The organism is Ruegeria sp. BJ3 (genome assembly GCF_056535665.1).
In genome coordinates, this window is the sequence record NZ_JBQFIT010000002.1 from 379,073 (window position 1) to 403,671 (window position 24,599).

Sequence of the window (24,599 nt, forward strand, 5' to 3'; positions counted from 1 at the left end):
TTAGGAAACGGTTTGCGGTTTGGCGTTCGGATGGTTCGCCGGTGGTTGTCCGAGGGGGGTCTTGATCTTGACCGACCCGGTCTTGGCCCGCCGTTTCAGTTGGCGGATGACGACGGGACATTTGCTCTCGGACTGATAGAGCACCTGACAATGCAGGCAGGTGACGCACTCGTTCGGGTTGATCTCGCCGGAGGGGTGGATGGCCTGAACGGGGCATTCGTTGGCGCAGGTCTGACAGGGGTTGCCGCAATCCTTGTAGCGGCGCAGCCAGTCGAACATGCGGATGCGGGCGGGTATCGCCAGCGCCGCGCCCAGAGGGCACAGATAGCGGCAATAGAACCGTTCGATGAACAGACCTATTACCAGCAGACCCACCGCAAAGACCACGAAGGGCCAATCGCGCATGAATTTCAGGATGATCGCGGTCTTGAACGGTTCGACCTCGGCATATTTCTCGGCCAGCGGGATCGACACCATGCTCAGGCCGAACAGCGCCAGGAAAATCATGTACTTGATCGGCCACAGGCGCTCGTTCAGGCCCCAGGGCAGGGTCCATTGCGGCACTTTCAGCGCGCGGGCGATCTTGTTGGTCAGCTCTTGCAGGGCACCGAAGGGGCAGAGCCAGCCGCAATAGGCCCCGCGCCCCCAGAACAGCAGCGCGGCGGCCACGGCAAACCATTGGATGAACACCAGCGGGTCCAGCAGAAAGGCATCCCAGGTGAAGCCGCCGCGCAGGCTGCCGGCCAGCGCCATGATGTTCACCACGCTCAGCTGCGCATTCGCGTACCAGCCGATGAAGAACAGTGTCATCGTCAGGAACCCGATGCGGAACCAGTAGAAGACCCGCGCGTTCATCGTGGCGTGGAACTGGAAGAAGAAAGTGATCGTCAGCACCAGCAGCATGGCGCCCAAGACGGCGATCTCGACCTGGCGGTCCTTCCAGATGCGCTGCCACAGGGCCGACTTGGCGACGGCCTCGCCTGTGGCATCGTTCACGACCTTGGGCGCCGCCGCGACCGGCAACAGGTATTGTTCGGGCAGATTGTAACCCAGATCAAAGGTCAGGAAGGTCTTTTCCACCGCGCCGATGGCCCGCTGCACCAGCAGTTGCAGGCGGAACGGTTCGGTCGGGTCGAACTCGGCATCGGCGGGGATCTTGAAGATGTCCAGCTCGGTAAAGCTGGGCGCATCCTCGGCGGCCACCGTGCCCAGGCGACGGTGCTGACGGTCGAAGAACCGTACCGAATTGTCGCCCTGGATCAGCTGGATCCGGTCGAAGATCCCGCCGCGCACATAGCCCGAGCCCTTGAAGCTGTACTTGCCGCGGCCCAGCACCAAGATCGCGTGTTCGCCCTCGTCCAGCCAGTTGACCAGGTTCTGGTACTCGGCCTCGCCCAGCAGCGACTTGCCGATCGAAGGCACCGAGACCAGCGCCACATGCATGTCGATGAAGGTGTCCTCGGGGTTGCCCTTCTCGGGGCGCTTGATCGCGCGCTGGTCGCCGGTGGCCTCGAAGGCGGCGTTGACCTGACCCACGTCCAGCGTCAGCCGCCGGGTCGAGCCGTCGCCCGAGAGCGTTGACCAGTCATGGGTATCGGCCTTGGTCAAATCGACTTCGCGCTGGGGGCCGTCAGCCTGCACTTCGGACAGACCGCCCAGACCCAAGGCGCGGGCCACCTTGATGCCGCCGCGCACAAGGCTGTCATCGATCACCATGATCGTCACGGTCGCACCCGAGATGATGTCCAGATCATGTCCCTCGCCGCCTGTCTCGACCTCGCGTTTGAGGTCCAGACCGGCATAGCCTTCGGTCAGCTCGACCATGCGCGCGTTGGGAATGCCGATCAGAACGATGGGTTCGGAGTGTTTGACCAGCTTGACGCCGGTCAGCACCGCATCACCGTCGATGGCGGCGACGACGTGAATGGGCTTGCCGGAATAGCCGGTGGTGCCCACGAAATCGGATGTGAGAAAGGCCCAGGCGATGGTTTCGCCGCCTTTCAGCACCGGGGCCACCGGCACGTCATCACGCACCGGACCAATGGCATCGGCACCGGGCGACAGTTCGGCGGGTTCGATCTCGGGCAGGAAACTGGCCAGGCTGTCGGCCCGCGCGCCAAGCGCCAGCAGGCAGGACAGGACAAGGGCAACAAGGAAATGGGCTGCGCGGGTCACGACCACGGCGCACCTCCTTCGGTTCGGGTTGACGCCGTGGACGCGCGCGACGCGCGATCGGTTCTGATTTCGGGCGCGGCCGGGGGGCCGCGGGTTTCGGGCCACAGCCGTTCGAAGTTGTACAGATCCAACAGATCAGTGAACGCACACCGTGGGATTTGTACAAACCCGGGCTGTTGCACCTGCGGCAGGTCCGGGGCCGGTGCCGCCGCCGTAATCGCGCACAGGGCGCAATCGGCGCATTTCGGGCAGGGCGCGGTCGGGTCGCCGGTGTCGTCTTCCAGGTCCACCTGGACCCAGACCGCTCCTGCCTCCGAGCAGATCTCCATCCAGGTGCCCTGGCCGGGACTCGCCAGCGCTGGCCCAAGCACCTGCAACATCAAAAGAAAGATGCCCGCCAGCCCAGCTGCCACGCGTGTCGCGCGGACCGGGAGGCTGTGGTTTTGGCGGGCGGCGGGCATGGAGACTCCGACTCGAATTTGATGTTGCCCGAGTCGTAAGGGATTGGCAGGCGGCACGACTTGACTTCGATCAGGTGGTCAAAAAAATGGCACTTCGGCCCTGGGCAGTTCGCTCGGGATCAGCCGTCGGCCTCATCCATCAGCCGCCGCACCCAGCGCCCCGCCAGCCAGCTGGCCGGAACCCCAAGGGGCACACACCAGATCAGCGCGGCCACCGGTGTAACTGCGCCGAACCCCAGCGCATGGGCGATCAACCCGGCCAGAAACAGGTTGATGGCGACGGTCAGCGCCGTCGCCGGATACAACAGAATGGCCAGTTTCCAGACCGGCCAGCGCCTGTCAGTGGCTGGTGCCTTCCGAGAAGGTGATCTTGTTCCAGACATTGTATTTCCCCGAAGGTTTGCGCATTGGCAGGCGTTTGATTTCCTCGAGCGTCTGCGCGTCATAGACGATCACCGCGCCGTCATCCTCCCAGATCGACACCAGCGCATGGGCGCCGTCGCGGGTGAATTCCACATGCGCCACGGTCTTGCCCGGCGCGGGCCGCAGGGTTTTGACGATCGCGAGGCTCTGCTTGTCGATTACATGCATCGCGTCCTTGTTGGGGCCGAAAAACACGTCGGCCCAGACATAGAGCGAGTTCTTGTGGCTGCGCATAAAAAAGCCCGGGCCTTCGGTCTCGATCCGCTTGATCGTTTCCCATGTGCCCATGTCGATGACCGAGATGGTGCCTTCGGTCAGGTGCGGCGTTGCCATCACCGTGGTGCCACCCCGCTGCCAGGTGATGCCCGAGCCCAGATGCGGCATGCCGGGCAGGTCCAGATCCGCCACTTTCTGCCCGATCACGAGGTCGATCACCTGACCGCCCTTGCCATCGCGCGACGCGCCCATGACGTATTCATAGCTCTGGTCGAAAAAGAAATCGTCCAGATAGTCGGGCGTGGTGATCTTGCGGACGGGGAAGGGGTCGGGGTTCTTGAACTGCCCCTCGATCCGGAAATCATGGCCCAGCCCGAATTGCGGCGGGTTGTCGCCATAGAACACTTCCCAGATCTCGGGCACGTCCTTGAGCGCCAGCACGAAGCTTTCGCGCGGCGGGGCCTGGTACACAGCCGAGACCCGGCTGGGCTTGCCCTGCTTGCCCTTGACCTCGACCACCTTGGCCACCGACAGATCCTCGGTCGACAGCAGGGTCAGGCTGTTGGGCAGATAGTTCGCCACGGCCAGCCACTTGCCGTCGCCCGACATGGCGATGTTGCGGCTGTTCAGGCCGGCGCGGATACGGCCCACCTGTTTCAGCGCCCAAATGTCGTATTTCTGCACCCAGCCATCGCGCGACATGATGAACACATAGCGCCCATCGGGGCTGAACTTGGGGCCGCCATGCACGGCAAAGGGGGTTTCGAACCGGTCCAGAACCTCGAACGTGTCGCCGTCCAGAACGCTGACATGGTGATCGCCGGTTTCCACCACCAGCGTGATGTTCATCGGGTCGCTGTCCCAAACCGGCGCATCGACCGGTGCGTAATCGGCATCCAGCGTGCGGCTGGCCATGATCTGTTCGGCATCCCATTCGGGGTCGACCTCCAGCGGAGATTTCAGCCAGCCCGCCAGTTCCTCGATCTGAAGTGAGTCCAGCTCGTGCGCGAAGGCAGGCATCTGGGTCGCGGGGCGCCCTTCGGCGATGACGGCGGCCACGCGGGGGCCGCGCATGCGTTTGAGAGTTTCGGGGATCAGCGCCGGGCCGACGCCGCCCAGCCGCGCCTCGCCATGGCAGCTGGCGCAATGCTCGGCGTAATCCGCCGCCGGGTCGGCCAATGCCAATCCGCCCGCCAGAACCGAGCACATCGCGGCGACCGTCGTGGCGCGGGTCATGCGTCCGCGCGCGGCATTGTTCGATGCGTCAGGGCAGCGGTCGTCAGAAGAACTGATGCGCCGGATCATGGCTTTTCCCCCGGAAAGGCGTGACCTGCAGGCGCTCGCCCGCGCTGTCCACGCCGATTTCGTCATTGGTCAGGTAGCAGGCCGGATCTTCGGCCCACGGGTCGCCGGTCAGCTGCAGGGCCCGGATGCGGGTGTTGCCGCCGCAGACATCCTGCAACCGGCAGGCGCCGCACCGCCCCTTCAACGGGCGCGGCCGTGTGCGCAGCAGGGCCAGCATCGGGTCATCCCCGGACCACAACTCGGAAAACGGAGTGAGTTTGACGTTGCCCACCGTGTAGTCCGACCAGTAGGTGTCGGGATGGACGCGGCCCAGATTGTCGATATTGGCTACGCCCAGACCGCTGGAATTGCCGCCCCAATGGGCCAGGTGCTCGCGCACATGCGCGACGGCGTCGGCGTCGAACCGGGCGGCGGCCCAGTTCAGGAAATACCCGGCATCCGCGTCGTTGTTGCCGGTCACGATGTCCAGCGGGCGTCCGCCCGAGGCGGCCTCCCATGCGCGGTTCAGCAACAGGTCGAGCCCCTGCCGGGTGCGCTGATGTTCCGCGTCCTCGCCCCGGTTCTTGTCGCCGCGCCCGGCATAGACCAGATGCGAGAGATAGAACTTGTCCACCCCCTCGTCGTCGCACAGTTTCAGCAGGTCGGGCAGGTGGTGCTGGGTGCCTTCGGTCAGGCAGAACCGCAGGCCCACCTTGATGCCGCGCTTCTTGCATTCGCGCACGCCGCGCAGGGCGTCATCAAAGGCGCCCTCGACCCCGCGGAACCAGTCATTCGTGGCCCCGATCCCGTCGAGCGAGATGCCGACATAGTTGAAGCCCACATCGGCGATCATGTCGGCCGTTTCGTCGTGGATCCGCGTCCCGTTGGTCGACAGGGCCAGCATCGGCACCAGCTGACGCGCGCGTCGGGCGATGTCGAAGAAATCGAACCGGTCCAATGGCTCCCCGCCCGAGAGGATCAGGGCCGGGACGCGAAACTGGCCCAGATCCTCAAGGGTGACCATGGCTTGCTCGTGGCTGAGCTCGCCCGGGAAGGCCACATCCGCAGACACGGTGTAGCAATGGCGGCATTTCAGGTTGCAGCGCCGGGTCAGGTTCCAGATCACCACCGGCTTCACCGGTCCGGGGCGGCGTTTGCGCACCGGCGTCGGGTTGACAAGCTGCTGCATGTATTCGGTCAGGCGGAACATTGGTCTCAGCCTTTCGCTTTCAGGCGCAGCCCGGTTTTCTTCAGGATGCGCGTGGAATAGAGGATGTCGCTGCCCCGGCAGGCCGATCCAAGGATTGCGGCGATCTGGCCGCGTTTCTGTTCGACCTCATCGGGCGAGCTGCCGTGAACCATGGCGAACAGGTTGTAGGGCCAGTCGGGCAGAGCGCGGGGCCGTTCGTAGCAATGGGTGACAAAGGGTAGCGCTCCGATTTGCGCGCCGAGTTCGCCGATCAGGTCGTCCTGCACGTCCCAGACCGTCATGCCGTTCGATGTCATGCCCAGCTTGTAGTGGTTGGGGGCCGCGGCGATCCGCCGGATCACCCCGCGCGCCTTCAACGTGGCCAGCCGATCCAGCAGGGCGGCTTCCTCGATCCCCAGATCGTCGGCGACCTGCGCATAGGGCGCGGGCACCAGGGGCAGCCCGCCTTGGAGAGCCTCGATGATCCGTCTGTCGGTTGCGTCGATCATGCTGCCACCCGGAAGCCGATGAAAAATTCCTGCAGTTTCGGGAACCGGTGAACCGTGAGTCCCGTCTTGCGTTCGATCGCGTCGGCCGTGGCGGTGATCGCCTCGGGCGTTTCGGTCGCCAGAACGAACCACATGTTCAGCCGGTGCGTGCGTTCATAATTATGCGCCACCTCGGGGTGCGCATTGATTTTGGTCAGGACGGTTTCAAACTCGGCCTCGGGCACAGCCATGGCGCACAGGCAGAAATCCCCTCCCATGGCGGCGGCGTCGAAGAACGGGCCGAACCGGGTGATGACCCGGTCGGCCTTCATCCGCGCCAGCCGGTCCAGTAGGTCCTGTTCGGTGATCCCCAGCTCGGCCGCCACATCGGCATAGGGGCGGGGGGTCAGCGGCAGGTCCTCCTGCAGGCGGTTCAGCAGGCGGCGGTCGGTGTCGTCCAGCGGGGTCATGCGGCGGCCTCTTTCGGTTTGATCAATGCGCCGGTCTGTTTGAAGCACCGGGTCGAGAACAGAACCTTGTGCGCGGCGCCCGCCAGTTCGGGCAGGGCGGCGGCGCCGGCCAGGATACCCCGCGCCTCGGAGCGCGACCGGGCGTGGATCATGGAGTAGAGCCGATAGGGCCATACGCCCTCGACCGGCTGGCGTTCATAGCACAGGGTCACGCCGGGATGCGCGGCCAGTGCGGGGCCCGCGTGGTCGATCCGGTCGGCGGGCAGGTCCCACACGACCATGGCGTTGGCCGACCACCCCAACGCCCGATGCCGCACGATGACCCCAAGGCGTGAGATGACGCCTGCTTTGTGCAACCCCCGGATACGGTCCATCACGTCTTCGGGGGCCCGGTTCAGGGATTGGGCCAGCGCCGCGTAGGGGTCGGCCATCAGCGGCAGCCCCGCGCTGAGCGCCTGCAGGATGTCGCGGTCGCCTTGCCGCAGAACGCTCCGGTCGACCGTACGCGGCCGAGGCACGCGGCGCGAACAATCGGACATGCGAAAACCCAGATCGACGTTGAACGGGCGGACCAGACGCAGATCCAGCACGCGCAGCCCGGTGCGGTCGCTGATCCGGGCCAGTGTGGCATCCACATGCGCCCGGTCGGGGCCGGTGGCCACGAACCACAGGTTCCAGTCATCCTCGCGCTGGTAATTGTGGTTCACGCCCGGTTCGGCGTCGATCAGGGCGGCGATCTGTTCCACCTTCTCCTCGGGCGCGGCGACGGCGGCCAGGGTGCTGGCCGAGGCCACGCCGGGCGCGACCGTCGCGCCGACGCGGGTGATGCGCCCGGCGGCGCGCATGCGGTCCAGGCGGTCGATCACTTCGGCCTCATCCAGCCCCAGCGCCGCGGCCAGCACTTGGAACGGCCGGTCGGTGACGGGAAAATCGCGCTGCCAGTCATCCAGCAGCCTTCGGTCGATCGGGTCGGTGATATGGCACATCGCTTACAGCCCCGTTCTGTGCGCACGCGCGGTGAAGAAGATGCCCGAGGGGCTGTCGGCCGGGATTTCCCGCAGCTTTTCAAAGCTGTGGGTGTCATAGACCATGATCTTGTTGGCATCGCGCACGCTGATCCAGACCTCGTGCCCACGCGGGGTGAACTCCATGTGCAGCACCGCCGGGCCGGGTTTGAACTCGTGGATGACCTGTTTGCTGACCGTGTCGATCACCTGGATCGTGTCGTTCAGCGGGTGGGCGAAGTTCACCCAGACCTGCCGGCCGTCGGGCCGCGCCATGGCAAAGACGGGCTGGCCATACGTCTGGGTGCGCCCGGTTTCCGTGAGTGTGTCGGCATCGACCCAGAGCACTTGGTGATGGCCGACGGCCGGCAATACGAATTCGGCGCCCGTATGCGCCCAGCCTTCCAGATGGGGCATCTTGTAGACGGGCATCTCTTGTTGGCCGCGCCCATAACCGGGCAGCACCCGGATCGGTTCGGGCGTGTCGTCCCACAAATCCAGAGCGGTCAGCCCGTCCTGCCCGAACAGGCCGGTGATGTAGGTGCGGCCATTGGCGGTGATCAGTGCGTCATAAGGATTTTTACCCATGTCGGTGATCTTGGTGATCTGAGGGTCGGTGCCGCGGGCGAAATCGGCGATCCAGGTCTCGCCCGTATCCCACATGGTGAACACGAAACGGCGGCCGGGTGCATCGACAAGGCCGATGGTCTTGCTGCCGGTAGGGATGTCGGCCACCAGATCCAGCGTGTCGGCGTCAAAGACGCGCACCCCGCCGGGTTCATAATTCGACACCGCCACCAGCTTGCCATCGTCAGAGATCGCCCCACCGATGGCGTTGCCGGCCTGTACGACGCGCTTGGCGATCTGACGGGTCACGATATCGACTTTGGTCAGCCCGCCGTCGCGCCCGAACACATAGGCAAAACGTTCATCCGGCGAATAGACCAGCGAGGCATGGGACAGATCGCCCAGCCCCTCGATCCGTGCCAGCGCGGCGCGGTCGGACTGATCGACCAGCAGGACCGAACCGGCGGCCCGCTCGATCACCAGCCCCAGGTCTCCGGTGGCGGTGGGTTCGGCATGGGCTGCGGTCATCAGCAGCGATGCCGCGAGGCCAAGGACAAACTGTTTCATTGCGCCTCCGGTTTCAGCAGATAACGGGTGATCCATTCGGCCTCTTCCTCGGTGATAAGGGGCCGCCAGGGCGGCATGGCCGTGTCGGGGATGCCGTCCAGGATTACGCCGGTCAGGATTTCGGGGTCATAGTGCTGCAGGTTTCCCGCACGCAGATCGGGGCCCAGCCCGCCTTTCAGGGTCAGTCCGTGGCAGGACCCGCAATCCTGATGCACCAAACGTTTCAACGCGTTGGGATCCAGCGTGTCGGCGGCAAAGGCCGAGGTGGCAACCAGCACGGCGGCGGTCAATACCGCGCGCCCGGACCAGTCCCGACGGGCCGGTTCAATGGGCAGAGTCCTAGCCATGAGCGTGCTCCAGCAACTCTGCAACGGGCCGTTCGGCATACAGCGACACGACCTTGCCGATAATGAACAGGGTGGGGGCGGCCAGACCGGCCGCGCGCGTCGGCGGCGACACGGTCCAGACGCGAGACAAGGCGGCGCTCGTCCGGGGTGGTCGCCTTGCCGACGGCCAGGACGGGGGTCGATCCCGGCAGATTCTCGGTCATCAGGCCCATGGCGATCTGGCCGATATTGGCGACGCCCATGTAGATGACCAGGGTGGTGTCAGGGTCCGCCAGGCGCTTCCAGTCGAGGTCCAACACCTTGTCGGCCTGACGATGGCCGGTGACATATTGCACCGATGTGGCCAACCCGCGATGGGTCAGCGGCACGCCGGTCGAACAGCTTGCCCCCTGCGCCGCGGTGATGCCGGGCGCGTATTCCACGGCGATGCCATGGTCCGTCAGAAACGCCGCCTCTTCCGAACCGCGGCCAAAGATCATCGGATCGCCCCCCTTGAGGCGGGCAACTATGTGGCCCGCGCGGGCCTGTTCCAGCAGGATCTGGTTGATCCGGTCCTGGGGCACGGTATGGCATTTGGGCGCCTTGCCCACGGGGATAAGCCGCGCGCCGGGGGCGTGCATGGCCAGGATCTCGTCCGAGACCAGGCGGTCGTAGACCACCACATCCGCCTCGCGCAGCATCCGCAGGGCGCGCAGGGTCATCAACTCGGGGTCTCCGGGTCCGGCGCCGATCAGAAAAACCTTACCGCTCATGGTGCAATCTCGCTTGGTCTGAATGTCATCGGGACCCGGGTGTTCCGGTCGGTTCCGAGCGCGGACAGAGCGGCGGATCGGGACGTTGCTGGGGTGGCCGGGCGTGTCATGGCCGCAGACTGGCGCATTCGCAAAGGGGCCTCCTTGACATAAGTTAAGGAGCGCGGGATTTGCGCCCGCGCTCCTGTTGTTTGCCTGTATGTCTGCCTGCGTTCAGGGTTCGACGGTGACCATACCGACCATGTTCTGGGTTTCCCAATGAGGGCCGCACAGATAGTCCTGCGGGCCGGGCTCAAGGAACGTCATATCGATCGTTTCCTCGGGGAAGATGCGGTCGGATTCGGGCTGACTGCCATCTTTAAGCAGCACCGAATGGCTGGTGCGCTTGTCCACGTTGACCCAGCGAACCGTGGTGCCGGGCTTGACCGTGATCCGGGCCGGGCAGAAGTTGTACTTGTACATCAGCACCACCTCGGCATCCTGCGCTGCGTCAGAGGGTTCGCCGAAGAGTTCGACATAGCGCTCCTCGGCCTCGGCGCAGATCTGGTCGGTTTCATCGGCCAGGGCCGGCAGGGCCGCAACAAGGGCCAGGACTGCGGTCAGAAGGGGCTTGGTCGTCATGGTCGCATGTCTCCTCGGCTGTGGAAAAGGGGCCGGATCGCCGGCCCCTTTTCGTTACTGTTTGACCACGTTGATGTCGGCGCTGTCGTCATCCAGCGCGAGGCTGGTGTTCAGCGTGACGTGGTGGAACCGCGCCGCCGTATGGTCATCGTGGATGGCAAAGCCCACCGTGTAGGTCTTGCCCGGCTCCAGCGGGACGTCGCCCGGCGCGCCCGAGTTCAGCGGACGTGAGAACACCACCGTCCACATGCCGCCCGACAGGCTGGCCGAGGCCGAGATCTCGCCATCATTGACCACGCGCTGTTCCAGCAGATAGCCGTTGGTGGCGCTGCCGTCGGCATAGACGCGCATCAGGTCAAGGAAAGTGCCGTCCTGCAGGTACTGCGCGATCTGCTCTTCGGCCTGCAGCTTGTCCCAGCCGCCCAGCGGCTTGCCGCGCCGGCCTTTGACTTCGACCTCGGTGCGGCTTTCGCTGATGTACTTGGTGACGGTGTCCTTGGCCGTCAGGCGTCCAGCCACGTCCGGGTTGGCGGCGATGGTTTCGACATCGGGCGCAAAGGGCATATAGGTGTTGTCGGCGTGGCACGAGGCCCAGCACCCCACCTGTTCGCCCAGCTCGATCCCGGTACCGGTGATCATCATGGCGACCTTGATCGGGTTGTCCGGGTCCATCTTGCCGCCGTCGACGAAGGGCACGGGATTGTGACCCGCATCCGCCCATTGCAACCGGATATACAGGTTTTCGTCGTCATGCGCGGCCTGAACCGTGGCGTCGATCACCCCGCGCTTGCCGGGGATCGGGGTCGGTTCGAGATCACCGCCGGCGACAATCTTGTTGCCGATCGCGTCCAGTTCCTTGGCGTGGCAGGTCGAGCACTGGTCGCCACCCTTGGTCAGCGGGCGTGCGCCGCCGTGGGTCTTGCCGTTCTGTACCCATTCGAACGAAGCCTGTCCCGGATAGAACAGTTTCAGATCGGTGCTGGCCACGGCGTTCCAGTCGATGTTGCCGCCCACGTCGCTACCGCCCGCGGCCGCGGCGTCGGTTGCGGTGCCATCGGCCTTGGCGCGCTCCTCGGCCACAGCCGCGTCGACCGCGGCGGCGATCTGTGCCTGCACAGCCTCCTGCTGGGCCTTGCGGGCGGCTTTCTCGGCCTCGGCTTCGGCGGCCTCCTTGGCTTCGATCCGTTCCAGGCTGGCCAGGTATTCCGGCGGGATCGGACGGGCGAAGGCCGGGTTCGGGGCTTCGAGCTCTTCCAGGAAATCTTCGGGTGCGCGGTCACGGATGTTCGAGTGTGCGATACCCTTGTGGCAGTCGATGCAGGTCTGGCCGACCTCCATCGCGTTCAGGTGCTGCTGCCGGGCGCGGGGCTTCTGGAACTCGGGCATCATCGACTCGAAATCGTGGCAGTTGCGGCACTCGCGCGAGTCGGTCTTTTTCATCCGCTGCCATTCGTTCATGGCCAGATGGATGCGCTTGGCCTCAAACTTCTCGGGCGTGCTGATCGAGCCGACCATCTTGCCGTACAGCTCTCTCGACGCTTTGATCTTGCGGATGATCTTGTGGGTCCAGTCCTTGGGCACGTGGCAGTCCGAACAGACCGCGCCCACGCCCGAGCGGTTCACGTCATGGATCGTGCCCTTGTACTCGGTATAGATGTAGTCGCGCATCTCATGGCACGAGACACAGAATTTCTCGGTGTTGGTGGCTTCCATGGCGGTGTTGAACCCGCCCCAGAAGATGATGCCGGCGACAAAGGCGGCGGCGATGCCGGCCACGGGCATTCCCACAGGAAATACCGGCGCCAGATCGGTTTTTCTTTTCCGGTTCGGACTGGGTCATGTCCAGGCTCCGTTTTGGCTGTCTTGTCTGGCCTTGGGTGTCAGGCCGGTGAAATTGGCTGAGGTTTCACCGGGCCAGAGCGGCCCCGCGAACGTGGAAAGGGCGGGCGAGGGGCCCGCCCTTTCCTGTGTTTGGTCCGAACCCGTCAGGTGACGTGGTTCGAGCGGTTGTAGACGTTGAACTTGCCGGTCGGCGCATAGAGCCCGTCGATGCGGCCGATCTCTTCCAGCGTCTTGGCGTCGAAGATCACGATCTGACCGTTGGGCTCCTTGGAGTCCGACAGGTTCCACTTGGAGACCCAGACCTCGGTGCCGTCGGCATTGAATTCAAAGTGAACGGCGGCACTGCCTTCGTCTTCGGTGATCTGGATGGTTTTCACGATCTCGCCGGTCTCTTTCGAGATGACCTGCACCGACTGCTGGATTTCCGGCTCGGGGTGTTTGGTCTGGTCAGCCCAGATGTAGTCCGAGTTCGGGTGGGTGCGGACAAACAGGCCGGGGCCGTCCGTCTCCACTTCGTAGCAGACCTTCCAAGCCTGATCCGGGTGGCCTTCGGGGTCGTTGCCCCAAACGGTCACGGTACCCACACCCAGGTGGGTCGTACCGGCGACGGGTCCACAGTTCGGATCGACCCAGTTTGCGCCCGGTCCGGGGTGCGGCAAGGCAGCGGTGTCGATCATCGCTTCCAGCTTGTGGGTTTCGGTATCGACGACCACCATTTTGTTCGACGCGTTCGCGGCGATCTGGAAATAGCGGCCTGTCGGGTCAAAGAACCCGTCATGCAGGAACTTGGCGCTGTCGATCTTATCGATGCGCAGGTTGTCGAGGTCTGTGTAATCGACCTGCCACAACTGGCCCAGTTCTTTCACGGCGACGATCCAAGTGGGTTCGTTCGGTGTCGTGTAGATCGCGGCCACGCGGCTCTCTTCGACATAGTCGCCGTCCACGTTCACGCCGCGGGTCGAAACGACCTTGAGCGGTTCCATGGTTTTGGCGTCAACGATCGCGAAGTGCGGCGGCCAGTAACCACCACCGATGACGTATTTGCCATCGCCGGAAACTGCGACGTCGCGGGCGTCATAGGCGATCTTGACCTCCGAGACCAACATCTTGTCCGGCGTCTGCCAGAGGTCGATTTTGGTCATCTTGCCGTCGCGACCCATGGTGTACCAGAAACGGCCCGGGTGTTCCGGTTCGGTCAGGCTGTGGTGTTCGGACGCTTTCAGAACGTGCACGGCATAGCCGGTGGGGATGTGGGTCAGCACCTCTTTGGTGTCGCCGTCGATTACGGCAACCTTGCCCACGTCACGTTCGATGACGACGAAGAAGTTCTCCCAGTTGCGACCGTGCAGCGGCTCGGTCGGATAGTCTGCCTCTTCGACATAGACCTTGCGGGTCGCCTTCATCTGTTCCAGCGACATTTCCGGCGGCTTGGGCGCGTCCATCATGATGTAGGTCGCCATGTCGCGAATCTGCTCCTCGGTCATGATGTCCGAGAAGTTGTTCATGCCGCCTTCGGTGCCCCACGCGATGATCTTTTCAAGGCGCTCCTGGCCCAGTTGCAGGGTGCCGCCTTCGGTCACGGTGCCGTCGGCTGCGGTTTTCTTCCAGTGCGGCTCGAGGTTCTTGCCGGTGGCGCCCTTGCGCAGCACGCCGTGGCAACCGGCACATTGTTCGAAGTAGAGCTGTTTCGAAGCCTCGAAGGCCTCGTCGCTCAGGGTTGGCTCTTCGGCGAATGTCGGAGCAGCGACGCTGCCCAACAACATGGCCAGACCGACCCTGAAGGCGCGGCCGGTGGTGTAATGGCTGATTCCAAGTGACATGATCACTCTCCGTTTGCTGGTGAGGCAGGCCGGACACTGCGCCGGGACGGGCGTCTTCTCCTTGACGAAAGTCAACGGAGGGGGTGTTCAGACGGAAATGGGGCCGAAAAAAGCCATGAAAATAAGTGCTTTTTGGGGTCATGTTTTCGCCGACGCTTGATTTTGGTTAAGGGGGGCGGGCCCGGCGGTTGCTAGTGCTTGGCCATCGAACAGTTTGGCCAAGGAGAGCAGGCATGCCATCGGCAATCACGCGCGTTATGGGTGAGGGGTTCCGGGTCTTTTTTCTGTTTGCAGGTCTTTACGGCGTGTTTGCCGGTTTGGCCTGGGGAGGGTGGCTGGCAACGCTGGCCGGGGTCGAAATGTGGACCGAGGCGCCCTATGCCATGAGCCCGCCGATGTGGCACGCGCACGAGATGGTTTTCGGCTATGCCAGTGCCGCACTGGGCGGGTTCTTTCTGACCGCCGTCCCCAACTGGACCGGCGCCCCGAGGCGCGGCGCTTGTTTATTGCCGCTGCAGCGGCGCTGTGGTTGGTCGGGCGCGTGGCACTGTGGTTCTCGGGTGCGATCGACCCGGTGATTGTCGCGGTGCTCGACCTCGCCTTCGTGCCGGTTCTTGCCGCCAAGATCGCCACCCAGTTGATCCGGCGACCAAAACCGCAGAATATGATCTTTCTTCTGTTGCTGGCCTACATCTGGGTCTCAAACCTGTTGACCCATCTGGACTGGATCGGTGTGACAGCCGGAACCCTGGATGTCGGTCTGCGCACAGGTTTGCTGGCCTTGTGTTCCATGATCGCCATTCTGGGTGGTCGGATCACTCCGGCCTTTACGCGCAACGCAATGAAGCGCGCAGGCGTGCCCGAAGCTGAGTGGCCTGTCAGTCGCGATTGGATGGAAAAAAGCAATATGGTCTTGGCCCTGCTGCTGCCCGCTGCGATGCTGATCTTCGGGGCCGGGTACGCAGTCGCGATAATGGCACTGGTCCTCGGAGTGATACAGGGCTTGCGCCTGTCAGGTTGGCGGGGGGCTTGGGCGCTCCGGCAGCCGATCCTGTTTGCGCTGCATCTGGCCCTGGGGATGCTGGGCCTTGGCTTGGTTCTGTGGGGAATGAGCCTGTTGGGCCTCGGCAGCGAACTCGGTGCGCTGCATGTGTTGGGCATCGGCTGTGTGGGCGGGATGACCCTGGCGGTCATGAGCCGCGCTGCGCTTGGCCATAGCGGCAGGGCGCTGGTCGCCCCCGCTCCGGTGGTCGTCGCCTACGGAGCGATGGCTTTGGCTGCGATCTTGCGCTGGATTGGGTCCGGGTTGGACGCGCAATTTCTGACCACCATGCTGGTCGCCGACGGGCTGTGGATCAGCGCGATGGCGCTGTATGTGGTGGCGATGTGGCCGGCCTTGGTGGGTCCGCGTGCAGTACCGTCCTGAGAGGCTCAGGCCCGGTCGATCAATGGTCGCGCGTTTTTGACATGCCGATGGATCATGTGCCGCGCACGCTTGCCGGTTTCGGGAATGGGCCGAGCGGCGATCGGGACATGATCCGGGTCGTCAAGTTCGGGGAATATCTCGAAGATCTCGTCTCGGGCATCGCAGCCAATGCTTTTGAGAGCCTCGGGCCCGGTGTACAGGCTTTCCGACGGAGCCCCCTCGGCGGTCACGATTTCATGGCGGTCGAACAGAATGTGGTAGTACGTCACGCTGCTGGCAGTTTCATCGACATGAACGCCGGGAACGCCGACCAGCTTATGGGCGGGGATCAGCACTTCTTGGGCGTCGAACATGCGCACGGCAATCGCCGAGCGGACCAGCATCCGGTGCTGCGGAGAGACCCGCAGATCGCGCCGCGGTAGACCCGCCCCCAGCGCACCCGCAGACACGCAGACCGGCCGCAGCCGTGGCTTGGCTCGCAGCTCGGCCGACGTCAAGGTGCGCGAGCCGATCCAGCGAATCGGTTGCGGGCCGTGATCGAGCGTCAGAACCAGGTCGCCTTCCGCCAGATCTTCTATCGCCTTGGCGCCGGTGGGCGTATCGATCAGCGTACCGGCGGTAAAGCAGGGCACGTCGACGATCGCTGTAGGATCGGTGGTGTCCGGCGCGTTCGACGGGGTCACATTCGAACGAATGAAGGAATAGGCGGTACCGGGTACCAAAGGTTCGGACGTGATGTATCCTACAAGACTTCCTTCAACCTCGACCCGAAAAACATCGATCGTACCGCCGCCCGGTTTGGTCAGGGCGTAGGATTCTTCCAGATAGATAGCGCCGGAATCAAAGGTGGTTGATCCGTCAAGACTGGTGACAATGCCTGTCTGTGTCAGGTCATCGCCGACTTCGTTGTTGAAACGGTCGCCGTTAAAATCAGTTCCATTGTCCGGGTCCCCGTTCACGAGCGTTCCACCGGCCGCATCGGTTACGTCAAATACCCGGCGATCGGTGTTCGGATCGTAGCCTGAACTCAGAGTGATGGTCCCGGAGTTAAACCCGGTAAAACTAAGTGAAATCACCCCCGGCGCGTAGCCGATATAGGAATAGTTCGCCATCTTTTACTCGTTCACTCACTCATTCAAAGACACTGGAACCGCACAACACAGACCCGGCAACTCCATCTGACTTGGCACCCTGATAGACGCGGTTCAAGGCGATTTCGGGGCATTTCACGCTTATTTTAAGGGAATGTAGCCTATTGGCCGCGTGCCAGGGCAGAGTCTTGACTTTCGTTAAGGCGGCAAACCGCCCATCCCGCCATTGTCCCACTACCAGCAAAGCGGCGCAAAGGAGAGCGCAATGCGAGAAGTCATGACCAAGAGCATGGCCCGCAACATATTCTATGGCGGGTCACTGTTCTTCATCTTAATCTTTCTGGCCCTGTCGGCCCACTCACACCTCTACATCGTCAATTCGCCGAACTCGGCGAAGCTGGATGAAAGCGTGATCCGGGGCAAGCATGTCTGGGAAAAACACGCCTGCATCAACTGCCACTCGATCATGGGTGAGGGTGCCTATTTCGCCCCCGAGGTCGCCAACGTGATGACCCGCTGGGGCGTTCTGGACGACCCGGAATCGGCCTTTGAATCCCTCAAGGGCTGGATGGAGGCGCAACCCACCGGCATTCCCGGTCGCCGGCAGATGCCCCAATTCAACCTCAGCGACGAAGAGATCCGTGATCTGGCCAACTTCCTGATCTGGACGGACAATATCGACGCTCAGGACTGGCCCCCGAATGACGCGGGCTGAGAAGGGAACGGAGCAATGAAATACGAATCCCAAAAAGTGGCCTATGCCTATTTCGCATTCGCAATGGCCCTGTTCGCGATCCAGGTGATCGGCGGTCTGCTGGCCGGCTGGATCTATGTAGCCCCCAACTTTCTGAGCGAGCTTCTGCCGTTCAACATCGTGCGGATGCTGCACACCAACGCGCTGATCGTATGGCTGATCACCGGCTTTTTCGGCGCGGCCTATTTCCTGATCCCCGAAGAGGCCGAGCGCGAGATCCACTCGACCAAGCTGGCCTATATCCAGCTGGCGATCCTGATTCTGGGCACGCTGGGTGTGGTGCTGACCTATGTCTTCAACCTGTTCGAAGGCAACTGGCTGCTGGGCAAAGAGGGGCGCGAGTTCCTTGAGCAACCCAAATGGGTCAAGGCCGGCATCGTCGTGGCGGCGCTGATCTTCCTCTACAACGTGTCGTTGACCGTTCTTAAGGGCAAGAAGACCGCCATCACAAACATCCTGCTGCTGGGCCTGTGGGGTCTGGCTCTGCTGTTCCTGTTCGCCTTCTACAACCCGGGCAACCTGTCGCTGGACAAGCAGTACTGGTGGTATGTCGTCCACCTGTGGGTCGAAGGCGTGTGGGAGCTGATCATGGCCTCGATCCTGGCCTACCTGATGCTCAAGCTGACCGGTGTTGACCGCGAAGTGGTCGAGAAATGGCTTTATGTCATCGTCGCCGCCGCGCTGTTCTCGGGCATTCTGGGTACCGGGCACCACTATTACTGGATCGGTACGCCGGGCTACTGGCAGTGGATCGGGTCGATCTTCTCGAGCCTCGAGGTAATCCCGTTCTTCGCGATGATGGCCTTTGCCTTCGTCATGGTCTGGAAAGGCCGTCGGGACCATCCCAACAAGGCCGCACTGCTGTGGTCGCTGGGCTGTGCCACGCTGGCCTTTTTCGGCGCCGGTGTCTGGGGCTTCCTGCACACGTTGCACGGGGTGAACTATTACACCCACGGCACGCAGATCACCGCGGCTCACGGGCACGGCCTTCTACGGCGCCTATGTCTGCCTCAACCTGGCGATCTTCACCTATGCGATGCCGATCCTGAAAACCGGGATCCGTACAACCGGTGCTGAACATGGCCTCGTTCTGGCTGATGACCAGCGGCATGGTCTTCATGACCTTCGTGCTGACCTTCGCCGGTACCGTCCAGACGCACATGCAGCGCGTGGTGGGTGACTACTACATGGATGTGCAGGATCAGATCGCGATCTTCTACTGGATGCGCTTCGGCTCCGGTCTGGTCGCGGTCATCGGTGCGCTGCTGTTCATCTACTCGATCTGGGTTCCGCGCAAAGAGATCGTCGAACCAGGACCGGTCGAACGCGAGCGTCTGGAAAGCGATCCTGACCATGTGGCAGCGGAGTCATGAACATGGATGGATCGATGCAACTGGGAAAGGGGGCGGCAGACGCCCCCTTCTACCTGCCCCAAGGCGATGAATGCGACGTGTTCGCCGCCGCCTATACCAACAAGCTGCCGGTCCTGCTGAAAGGGCCGACAGGTTGCGGCAAGACCCGCTTCGTGGCCCATATGGCCGCCAGCCTTGGCCGGCCGCTCTATACCGTGGCCTGCCACGACGACCTGGCCGCCGCCGACCTGATCGGGCGTTACCTGCTGAAGGGCGGCGAGACGGTCTGGGTCGATGGTCCCTTGACCCGCGCGGTGCGGGAAGGCGCGATCTGTTACCTTGACGAGGTGGTCGAGGCGCGCAAGGACGTGACCGTGGTGTTGCACCCGCTGACCGACGATCGTCGCATCCTGCCGATCGACCGCACCGGAGAAGAGCTTGAGGCCGCGCCCGGCTTCATGCTGGTGGCGTCCTACAACCCCGGCTATCAGAACATTCTGAAAACCCTCAAACCCTCGACCCGGCAGCGGTTCATCTCGCTGGAATTCGACTTTCCTCGCCTCAGATGGAGGCCGAGGTGGTCGCGCAGGAAAGCGGACTGCCGCTGGAACGCTGTAAGCCGCTGGTGCGGCTGGCGGGAAAACTGCGCGGGCTCAAGGGTCAGGACCTCGAGGAAGGCGTATCCACCCGCCTGGTCGTCTATGCCGCGACGCTGATCGCGCAGGGCATGTCCACCGACCGCGCCATCCTTGCCGCCATGATCGAACCTCTGACCGATGATGAGGATATCAAACGCGGGCTCCTCGATCTTGTCACCGCCGTCTTTGGGTGAGGCCGGCGATGGTCAGGATCGACTTTGAGCCATGGGAACCCGAAGAAACGATCGGGAAACTGTGGCACACCCTTGCCAGCCGCCTTGATGCACCAGAGGTGCACGAAGGAGCCGCGGTCGACCTGTCGCAGGTCGCGGGGCGGCTGGCCGTTCTTTTCCGGGGGCTGGGCGGCAGTCCGGGCGTCGAGCTGCGTCCGGTTTCGCCTGAGCTCTCGCGCCACCGGCTGAGCTGGCGGCGCAAGCTGGCCACCGAGGCCGAGCTGATCCCGCGCGCCAGTTTCGACGGCGAGGTCCTGCGCCTGCCCGATCGGCTGGCCGTATTTCCCGCGCGCGAAGCCAATGGCGCGCTTTATGTCTGGCTGGCGGCGGTGGCCGCCCATGCCGGAACCCGCATCGACGAGGACGATCCCCTGCGCGCCGATCTGCGCGCCCTGCAGGCCGGCGCGATGGTCGCCGCAACGCTCGAAGACGCGCCGGGCCTGCGCCCGCTTTACGCCGAGCTGTGCAAGGGCTTGCTGTATCAGCGCGACCTGCCCGGCCTGCCCCCGGCCGAGGCCGCCGTCGAAGACCTGATCCGCCGGATGCTGGGCGACCCAGCGCCCCTGTCCGCCCGCGCCCAGGCCTACGACGCCCTGGGCGATGACGTGGCCGCCCCGCGCGGGTACCAGCCGTTCCGCCCGGTGCCCCTGTGGCCCGAGCTGCGCGCGGTCGCCTTTTCCGAACACACCGAGGTCGAAAGCCGCGACACCGACGGCCCACCCGAGGAATCGGGCGAAAAGACCCACCGCGCCCGTCGCCGCAAATCCGACCAGGCCGAGCGGCAGGACAGCCTGATCCTGCACAAGTTCGAGGCGATCCTCAGCTGGGCCGAGTTCCTCAACCTCAACCGCCGGGTCGACGATGACGATCCCGACAACGCCAAGAAGGCCGCCGACGACCAGGATGAGATCGGGTTGGGCCAGATCTCGAAGGCCCCGCCGACCCGGCTGAAACTGCATCTGGATCTCGCGCCCGAGGACGTGAACCGCGAGCGCCTGTCGGGGCGTGTGCTGTACCCGGAATGGGATGTGCGCACGGGGCAGTATCTGCCCGATCACGTCAACGTTCTGACCTCGGAAGCCGAGATCCGCGAGGATGCCGCCGAGTTCGGCAAGGACCCGGCCACCGCTCGCCGGATCCGCGCCGTCAAGCGCCAGTTCGAGGCGCTGCGTCCGGGCCGGGTGATGACCCGCGGCCATCTGGACGGCGACCAGCTGGATATCGAGGCCGCCGTGCGCAGCGCCGTGGACCGCCACGCCAATGGCGAGGGCAACGAGCGCGTCTGGATGCAATCCCGCCCCGAGGCGCGCGACCGGCGGTGTCGATCCTGCTGGATGTCAGCCGCTCGACCGAAAGCGCGGTCGCGGGGCGTGCGGTGATTGACATCGAACGCGAGGCGCTGGCGGCGCTGGCCTGGGGTCTGAACGCCTGCGGCGACGATTTCGCCATCCACGCCTTCAGTTCACTGAAACGCCAGCGGGTCTATGTGCAGCGCTGCAAAAAGTTTAATGAGCCCATGACCGCCACCGTGGAACAGCGTATCGCGTCGCTGCGGCCGGGCCATTACACGCGGCTGGGGGCGGCGATCCGTCATGTCTCGGCCGATCTGGCGGCGCAGGCGCGCAAGCGCCGGCTGCTGCTGGTGATCACCGATGGCAAGCCCAATGATCTGGACCACTACGAGGGCCGCCACGGCATCGAAGACACCTGCATGGCCGTGCGCGAGGCGCGCCGGGCGGGGCAGTCGGTCTTTGGCGTCACCATCGACAAGACCGGCAAAAGCTGGTTCCCGCGCATGTTCGGGCAGGGCGGGTTCGCGGTGATCCCCGACCCCAACCGCCTGACCATGGCGCTGCCGCAGATCTATCGCCAACTGGTCGGCGCATGAGCGATGCGTCCCTGATCGACGAGCTGCCCGGCGAATTGCTGATGTGGGTTCTGATCGTTTCGGAACTGTTGGTGTTCGGGGCCGGGCTGACCGCCTTCATGGGCGTCCGCCTGACCGACCCGGCAGGCTTTGCCGAGGCGCAAGCCCATCTCTACCGCACCGGGGCCGCGCTCAATACGGGGGTTCTGGTCACCTCGGGCTTTCTGGTGGCGCGGGCCCTGCGCTGGCGACAGGCGGCACGCCGCGGCGCCGCAAGGCTGGCCCTGATCGGCGCGGCCCTGCTGGGTGTGGTATTCCTGATCATCAAGGGCGCGGAATATGGCGGCAAGGCCGCGCAGGGCATCAGCTACGAGACCCACCCGTTTTTCCTGTTCTACTACCTTCTCACCGGGTTTCACGCCGCGCATGTGCTGGCCGGGGTCGCCATTCTGCTGCTGGTCGCCTGGCGCGACGATCCCCGCAATATCGAGGCCGGCGGCCAGTTCTGGCACATGGTCGATCTGGTCTGGATCCTGCTGTTTCCGGTGATCTACCTGCTGGGGTGACGCGATGCCGAGTTTTTCCTTTGTCCGAGACACCCATGCGGATCGCCTGACCCGCGCCTGGGCCGGCCTGATCGCGCTCAGCCTGGTCTCGGCCCTGCTGACCCTCGTGCCCGTTGGGCCCCGGCTGGTCGGGGCGGCATCCTGCTGCTGGCCTTGTTCAAGGCCCGCATCATCCTGGCGCGGTATCTCGACCTTGAATGCAGCCCGGCCTGGCTGCGGGGCTTCACGCTGGTGCTGAGCACCTTTGCGGCACTGATCTTCGCGCTCTATCTGGTCTGAGGCAAAAAGAACCGCCGCGCACAGGGGCACGGCGGCTTGCCAGTTCAGGGACAGAAATCTATTGCGCGGCCATCGGCATCCGGGCGATCTGGCACCGCTGCCACAGCGCCGAGAGCGCGCCGACCAGATGGTCGATATCGGCATCGGTATGCACGGGCGAAGGCGTGATGCGCAGCCGCTCGGTGCCCTTGGGGACGGTGGGATAGTTGATTGGCTGGATGTAGATGCCGAACTCTTCCAACAGCGTGTCCGAGATGAACTTGCACTTGACCGGGTCGCCCACCATCACCGGGATGATGTGGCTGGGGTTGGGCAGATGCGGGATGCCCTCGGCGTCGAGCCAGGCGCGAACCTGGGCCACGCGTTCCTTCTGCAGGTCGCGTTCCGCATTTGATTGTTTCAGATGCCGGATCGAGGCCGCAGCCCCGGCGGCGATCGCCGGCGGCAGGGCGGTGGTGAAGATGAAGCCGCTGGCAAAGCTGCGGACGAAATCGCACAGCGCGGCCGAAGCGGCGATATAGCCGCCCACAACACCGAACGCCTTGCCCAGCGTGCCCTCGATCACGGTCAGGCGGTCCATCAGACCCTCGCGTTCGGCGATGCCGCCGCCGCGCGGGCCGTAGAGGCCGACGGCATGGACCTCGTCCAGATAGGTCATGGCGCCGAATTCATCGGCCAGGTCGCAGATTTCCTTGATCGGCGCGATGTCGCCATCCATCGAATAGACCGATTCAAAGGCGATCATCTTGGGCGCCTCGGGGTCGGCGGCGGCCAGCTTGGCGCGCAGGTCGTCCAGATCGTTGTGCTTCCAGATCACCTTCTGCGCCCGCGAATGGCGGATGCCCTCGATCATCGAGGCATGGTTCAGCGCGTCCGAGAACACGATCAGGCCGGGGATCTTCGCCGCCAGCGTCCCCAGCGCGGCCCAGTTCGAGACGTAGCCGGAGGTGAACAGCAGCGCCGCCTCTTTCCCGTGCAGGTCGGCCAGTTCCTGCTCCAGCAGGACGTGGTCATGAGTGGTGCCGGAAATGTTGCGGGTACCGCCCGCACCGGCGCCGCAACGGTCCAGCGCGTCATGCATCGCCGCCAGCACCGAGGGGTGCTGGCCCATGCCCAGATAGTCGTTCGAACACCAGATGCGGACGTCCCGTGCCGCCGCGCCATCAGTCTGGCGGGCATTGGGAAAGGCGCCGCATTTGCGCTGCAGGTCGATGAAGACACGATAGTTGCCCTCGGCCTTCAGGTCGCTGAGGCTCTGGCTGAAGAAACGCTCGTAATCCATGTCTCGATCTCCCCGGAAAACTGGCTGCTGGACCGAAAACTAGGGTGCGCGCGTCGGGAACATGACAATAGTCAAGCGACGCCGGGAAAGGGTGGTGCGCGGCGCGCGGGTTTGGCATAGGCTGGCGCAGGGATGAATGGGCCGGTTATTCGGCCGGACAAAAGGGGATGCCTTCGTGGCGCATGAAGCACAAAAAGCCATTGCGCGGCAGTCGCTGCTGCTCAAAAGCCTGCCGGATCAGCATGTCGAAACCCTGCTGAGCCACGCGATCTGGCGTCAGTATGACCGTGGCGAGACGATCTTTGTTCAGGAAGAAAGCGCTCAGGCTGTGCATGTGGTGCTGGCCGGATGGGTCAAGCTGTTCCGCATGTCGCCCACCGGGGCTGAGGCCGTGGTCAGCGTCTTTACCCGCGGCGAAAGCTTTGGTGAGGCGGTGGCGCTGCGCAACGTGCCCTATCCGGTTTCGGCCGAGGCTGTCTCGGCCTGCGAGATCATGCACATTCCCAGCCCGGTGCTGATTTCCTTGATGAAGACCGATCCCGAAATCGGGATCTCGATCCTGGCTTCGACCTTCACCCATCTGCATTCGCTGGTGTCCCAGCTGGAACAGCTCAAGGCCCAGACCGGGGCGCAGCGGGTGGCCGAGTTCCTGCTGAACCTGTGTGACTGCGACGAAGGCGCCTGCGAAGTCGAGCTGCCTTATGACAAGATGCTGATCGCCGGGCGTTTGGGCATGAAACCCGAAAGCCTGAGCCGTGCGTTTTCGCGGCTCAAGGCGGTGGGGGTGAAGATCAACCGCAACCACGCGGAAATCTCGGATATTCCGCAGCTACGCGACTATGCCGACAGCGACCCGGCCGACAATTGGGGGCGCTGAACGCGCCC

Annotated in this window: 20 protein-coding genes and 4 pseudogenes; 8 read left to right on the forward strand and 16 right to left on the reverse strand. The window is 64.0% G+C overall.

Features of this window, described 5'->3' with window-relative positions; all coding sequences use genetic code 11:
- The 14 genes from ACR3EL_RS19085 to ACR3EL_RS19150 all read right to left on the reverse strand — a co-directional run bounded on the left by ACR3EL_RS19085 (position 1) and on the right by ACR3EL_RS19150 (position 14,226).
- Positions 1 to 2,181 carry a 4Fe-4S binding protein gene (locus ACR3EL_RS19085; RefSeq protein ID WP_480722634.1) on the reverse strand — a complete coding sequence of 727 codons (2,181 nt, stop codon included), beginning with the start codon at positions 2,179 to 2,181 and terminating at the stop codon, positions 1 to 3.
- Positions 2,172 to 2,636, reverse strand: a complete 465-nt coding sequence (locus ACR3EL_RS19090; RefSeq protein ID WP_254437826.1) for a DUF2946 family protein — start codon at positions 2,634 to 2,636, stop codon at positions 2,172 to 2,174. The genes ACR3EL_RS19085 and ACR3EL_RS19090 overlap by 10 nt, the downstream gene beginning before the upstream one ends.
- Before the next feature lie 119 nt (positions 2,637 to 2,755).
- Positions 2,756 to 3,019, reverse strand: coding sequence for a hypothetical protein (locus ACR3EL_RS19095; RefSeq protein ID WP_005977208.1), 264 nt, complete (start codon positions 3,017 to 3,019; stop codon positions 2,756 to 2,758).
- The gene (locus tag ACR3EL_RS19100) at positions 2,976 to 4,511 is read right to left on the reverse strand and encodes a nitrite reductase (protein ID WP_170342003.1); all 1,536 of its coding nucleotides are present in this window, start codon (positions 4,509 to 4,511) and stop codon (positions 2,976 to 2,978) included. The genes ACR3EL_RS19095 and ACR3EL_RS19100 overlap by 44 nt, the downstream gene beginning before the upstream one ends.
- A gap of 43 nt (positions 4,512 to 4,554) precedes the next feature.
- Positions 4,555 to 5,769: a heme d1 biosynthesis radical SAM protein NirJ gene (gene nirJ, locus ACR3EL_RS19105; RefSeq protein WP_480722637.1), complete on the reverse strand. Its 1,215-nt coding sequence runs from the start codon at positions 5,767 to 5,769 to the stop codon at positions 4,555 to 4,557.
- A 5-nt stretch (positions 5,770 to 5,774) separates the two neighbouring features.
- Positions 5,775 to 6,257 carry a siroheme decarboxylase subunit beta gene (gene ahbB, locus ACR3EL_RS19110; protein WP_170341759.1) on the reverse strand — a complete coding sequence of 161 codons (483 nt, stop codon included), beginning with the start codon at positions 6,255 to 6,257 and terminating at the stop codon, positions 5,775 to 5,777.
- Entirely contained in the window at positions 6,254 to 6,706 is a 453-nt protein-coding gene (locus ACR3EL_RS19115; protein WP_170359686.1) for an Lrp/AsnC family transcriptional regulator, read from the reverse strand. The genes ahbB (ACR3EL_RS19110) and ACR3EL_RS19115 overlap by 4 nt, the downstream gene beginning before the upstream one ends.
- On the reverse strand, positions 6,703 to 7,692 hold the full coding sequence (gene ahbB, locus ACR3EL_RS19120) for a siroheme decarboxylase subunit beta (RefSeq protein WP_170359688.1): 990 nt from the start codon (positions 7,690 to 7,692) through the stop codon (positions 6,703 to 6,705). Before ahbB (ACR3EL_RS19120) ends, ACR3EL_RS19115 begins: the two co-directional genes overlap by 4 nt.
- Before the next feature lie 3 nt (positions 7,693 to 7,695).
- Positions 7,696 to 8,844 carry a cytochrome D1 domain-containing protein gene (locus ACR3EL_RS19125; RefSeq protein WP_170341766.1) on the reverse strand — a complete coding sequence of 383 codons (1,149 nt, stop codon included), beginning with the start codon at positions 8,842 to 8,844 and terminating at the stop codon, positions 7,696 to 7,698.
- Positions 8,841 to 9,191, reverse strand: a complete 351-nt coding sequence (locus ACR3EL_RS19130; protein ID WP_170369467.1) for a c-type cytochrome — start codon at positions 9,189 to 9,191, stop codon at positions 8,841 to 8,843. Before ACR3EL_RS19130 ends, ACR3EL_RS19125 begins: the two co-directional genes overlap by 4 nt.
- The gene (cobA, locus tag ACR3EL_RS19135) at positions 9,131 to 9,943 is read right to left on the reverse strand and encodes a uroporphyrinogen-III C-methyltransferase (RefSeq protein ID WP_480722642.1); all 813 of its coding nucleotides are present in this window, start codon (positions 9,941 to 9,943) and stop codon (positions 9,131 to 9,133) included. Before cobA ends, ACR3EL_RS19130 begins: the two co-directional genes overlap by 61 nt.
- Positions 9,944 to 10,156: 213 nt before the next feature.
- Positions 10,157 to 10,564 (reverse strand): cupredoxin domain-containing protein, encoded by a 408-nt coding sequence (locus tag ACR3EL_RS19140; RefSeq protein WP_170369462.1) that lies wholly within the window; start codon positions 10,562 to 10,564, stop codon positions 10,157 to 10,159.
- Between the two features lie 54 nt (positions 10,565 to 10,618).
- Positions 10,619 to 12,340, reverse strand: a complete 1,722-nt coding sequence (locus tag ACR3EL_RS19145) for a NapC/NirT family cytochrome c (RefSeq protein ID WP_480722644.1) — start codon at positions 12,338 to 12,340, stop codon at positions 10,619 to 10,621.
- 209 nt (positions 12,341 to 12,549) lie between these two features.
- Positions 12,550 to 14,226 carry a cytochrome D1 domain-containing protein gene (locus ACR3EL_RS19150; RefSeq protein ID WP_093963191.1) on the reverse strand — a complete coding sequence of 559 codons (1,677 nt, stop codon included), beginning with the start codon at positions 14,224 to 14,226 and terminating at the stop codon, positions 12,550 to 12,552.
- Between the two features lie 257 nt (positions 14,227 to 14,483).
- Between ACR3EL_RS19150 and ACR3EL_RS19155 the strand changes: the two are divergent.
- A pseudogene (locus ACR3EL_RS19155) lies at positions 14,484 to 15,652 on the forward strand (NnrS family protein).
- Between the two features lie 5 nt (positions 15,653 to 15,657).
- On the opposite strand, the gene ACR3EL_RS19160 reads toward ACR3EL_RS19155, so the two are convergent.
- Complete coding sequence (locus ACR3EL_RS19160) at positions 15,658 to 16,764, reverse strand: Hint domain-containing protein (protein WP_480722476.1); 1,107 nt, start codon at positions 16,762 to 16,764, stop codon at positions 15,658 to 15,660.
- A gap of 244 nt (positions 16,765 to 17,008) precedes the next feature.
- On the opposite strand from ACR3EL_RS19160, the gene ACR3EL_RS19165 reads away from it, so the two are divergent.
- The 6 genes and pseudogenes from ACR3EL_RS19165 (at position 17,009) to ACR3EL_RS19190 (ending at position 22,432) form a co-directional block, all read left to right on the forward strand.
- Entirely contained in the window at positions 17,009 to 17,458 is a 450-nt protein-coding gene (locus tag ACR3EL_RS19165; protein WP_093963737.1) for a c-type cytochrome, read from the forward strand.
- Positions 17,459 to 17,473: 15 nt separating this feature from the next.
- Positions 17,474 to 18,870: pseudogene (locus tag ACR3EL_RS19170) on the forward strand (cbb3-type cytochrome c oxidase subunit I).
- Positions 18,867 to 19,681, forward strand: a pseudogene (locus ACR3EL_RS19175) (AAA family ATPase). The pseudogenes ACR3EL_RS19170 and ACR3EL_RS19175 overlap by 4 nt, the downstream one beginning before the upstream one ends.
- Positions 19,682 to 19,689: 8 nt before the next feature.
- Positions 19,690 to 21,608 (forward strand): annotated as a pseudogene (locus ACR3EL_RS19180) (nitric oxide reductase activation protein NorD).
- Positions 21,605 to 22,153: a cytochrome c oxidase subunit 3 gene (locus ACR3EL_RS19185; RefSeq protein WP_170341781.1), complete on the forward strand. Its 549-nt coding sequence runs from the start codon at positions 21,605 to 21,607 to the stop codon at positions 22,151 to 22,153. The pseudogene ACR3EL_RS19180 and the gene ACR3EL_RS19185 overlap by 4 nt, the downstream one beginning before the upstream one ends.
- Positions 22,154 to 22,306: 153 nt before the next feature.
- Complete coding sequence (locus ACR3EL_RS19190) at positions 22,307 to 22,432, forward strand: hypothetical protein (protein WP_480722646.1); 126 nt, start codon at positions 22,307 to 22,309, stop codon at positions 22,430 to 22,432.
- Positions 22,433 to 22,490: 58 nt separating this feature from the next.
- Here ACR3EL_RS19190 and hemA read toward each other — a convergent pair whose 3' ends face one another.
- A complete protein-coding gene (hemA, locus tag ACR3EL_RS19195) occupies positions 22,491 to 23,714 on the reverse strand; it encodes a 5-aminolevulinate synthase (RefSeq protein WP_480722477.1) in 1,224 nt (407 codons plus the stop codon).
- A 175-nt stretch (positions 23,715 to 23,889) separates the two neighbouring features.
- Between hemA and ACR3EL_RS19200 the strand changes: the two genes are divergently transcribed.
- Entirely contained in the window at positions 23,890 to 24,591 is a 702-nt protein-coding gene (locus tag ACR3EL_RS19200) for a Crp/Fnr family transcriptional regulator (protein ID WP_093963736.1), read from the forward strand.
- The last annotated feature ends 8 nt before the right edge of the window (positions 24,592 to 24,599 follow it).

Bases quoted from the DNA above. Each gene is read 5' to 3' on its own strand.
- ahbB (WP_170341759.1), bottom strand. From the start codon at position 6,257: ATGATCGACGCAACCGACAGACGGATCATCGAGGCTCTCCAAGGCGGG.
- cobA (WP_480722642.1), bottom strand. From the start codon at position 9,943: ATGAGCGGTAAGGTTTTTCTGATCGGCGCCGGACCCGGAGACCCCGAG.
- ACR3EL_RS19130 (WP_170369467.1), bottom strand. From the start codon at position 9,191: ATGGCTAGGACTCTGCCCATTGAACCGGCCCGTCGGGACTGGTCCGGG.
- ACR3EL_RS19165 (WP_093963737.1), top strand. From the start codon at position 17,009: ATGCGAGAAGTCATGACCAAGAGCATGGCCCGCAACATATTCTATGGC.
- ACR3EL_RS19090 (WP_254437826.1), bottom strand. From the start codon at position 2,636: ATGCCCGCCGCCCGCCAAAACCACAGCCTCCCGGTCCGCGCGACACGC.
- ACR3EL_RS19140 (WP_170369462.1), bottom strand. From the start codon at position 10,564: ATGACGACCAAGCCCCTTCTGACCGCAGTCCTGGCCCTTGTTGCGGCC.
- ACR3EL_RS19150 (WP_093963191.1), bottom strand. From the start codon at position 14,226: ATGTCACTTGGAATCAGCCATTACACCACCGGCCGCGCCTTCAGGGTC.
- nirJ (WP_480722637.1), bottom strand. From the start codon at position 5,769: ATGTTCCGCCTGACCGAATACATGCAGCAGCTTGTCAACCCGACGCCG.
- ACR3EL_RS19095 (WP_005977208.1), bottom strand. From the start codon at position 3,019: ATGTCTGGAACAAGATCACCTTCTCGGAAGGCACCAGCCACTGACAGG.
- ACR3EL_RS19100 (WP_170342003.1), bottom strand. From the start codon at position 4,511: ATGACCCGCGCCACGACGGTCGCCGCGATGTGCTCGGTTCTGGCGGGC.
- ACR3EL_RS19160 (WP_480722476.1), bottom strand. From the start codon at position 16,764: ATGGCGAACTATTCCTATATCGGCTACGCGCCGGGGGTGATTTCACTT.
- ACR3EL_RS19115 (WP_170359686.1), bottom strand. From the start codon at position 6,706: ATGACCCCGCTGGACGACACCGACCGCCGCCTGCTGAACCGCCTGCAG.
- ACR3EL_RS19185 (WP_170341781.1), top strand. From the start codon at position 21,605: ATGAGCGATGCGTCCCTGATCGACGAGCTGCCCGGCGAATTGCTGATG.
- ahbB (WP_170359688.1), bottom strand. From the start codon at position 7,692: ATGTGCCATATCACCGACCCGATCGACCGAAGGCTGCTGGATGACTGG.
- hemA (WP_480722477.1), bottom strand. From the start codon at position 23,714: ATGGATTACGAGCGTTTCTTCAGCCAGAGCCTCAGCGACCTGAAGGCC.
- ACR3EL_RS19125 (WP_170341766.1), bottom strand. From the start codon at position 8,844: ATGAAACAGTTTGTCCTTGGCCTCGCGGCATCGCTGCTGATGACCGCA.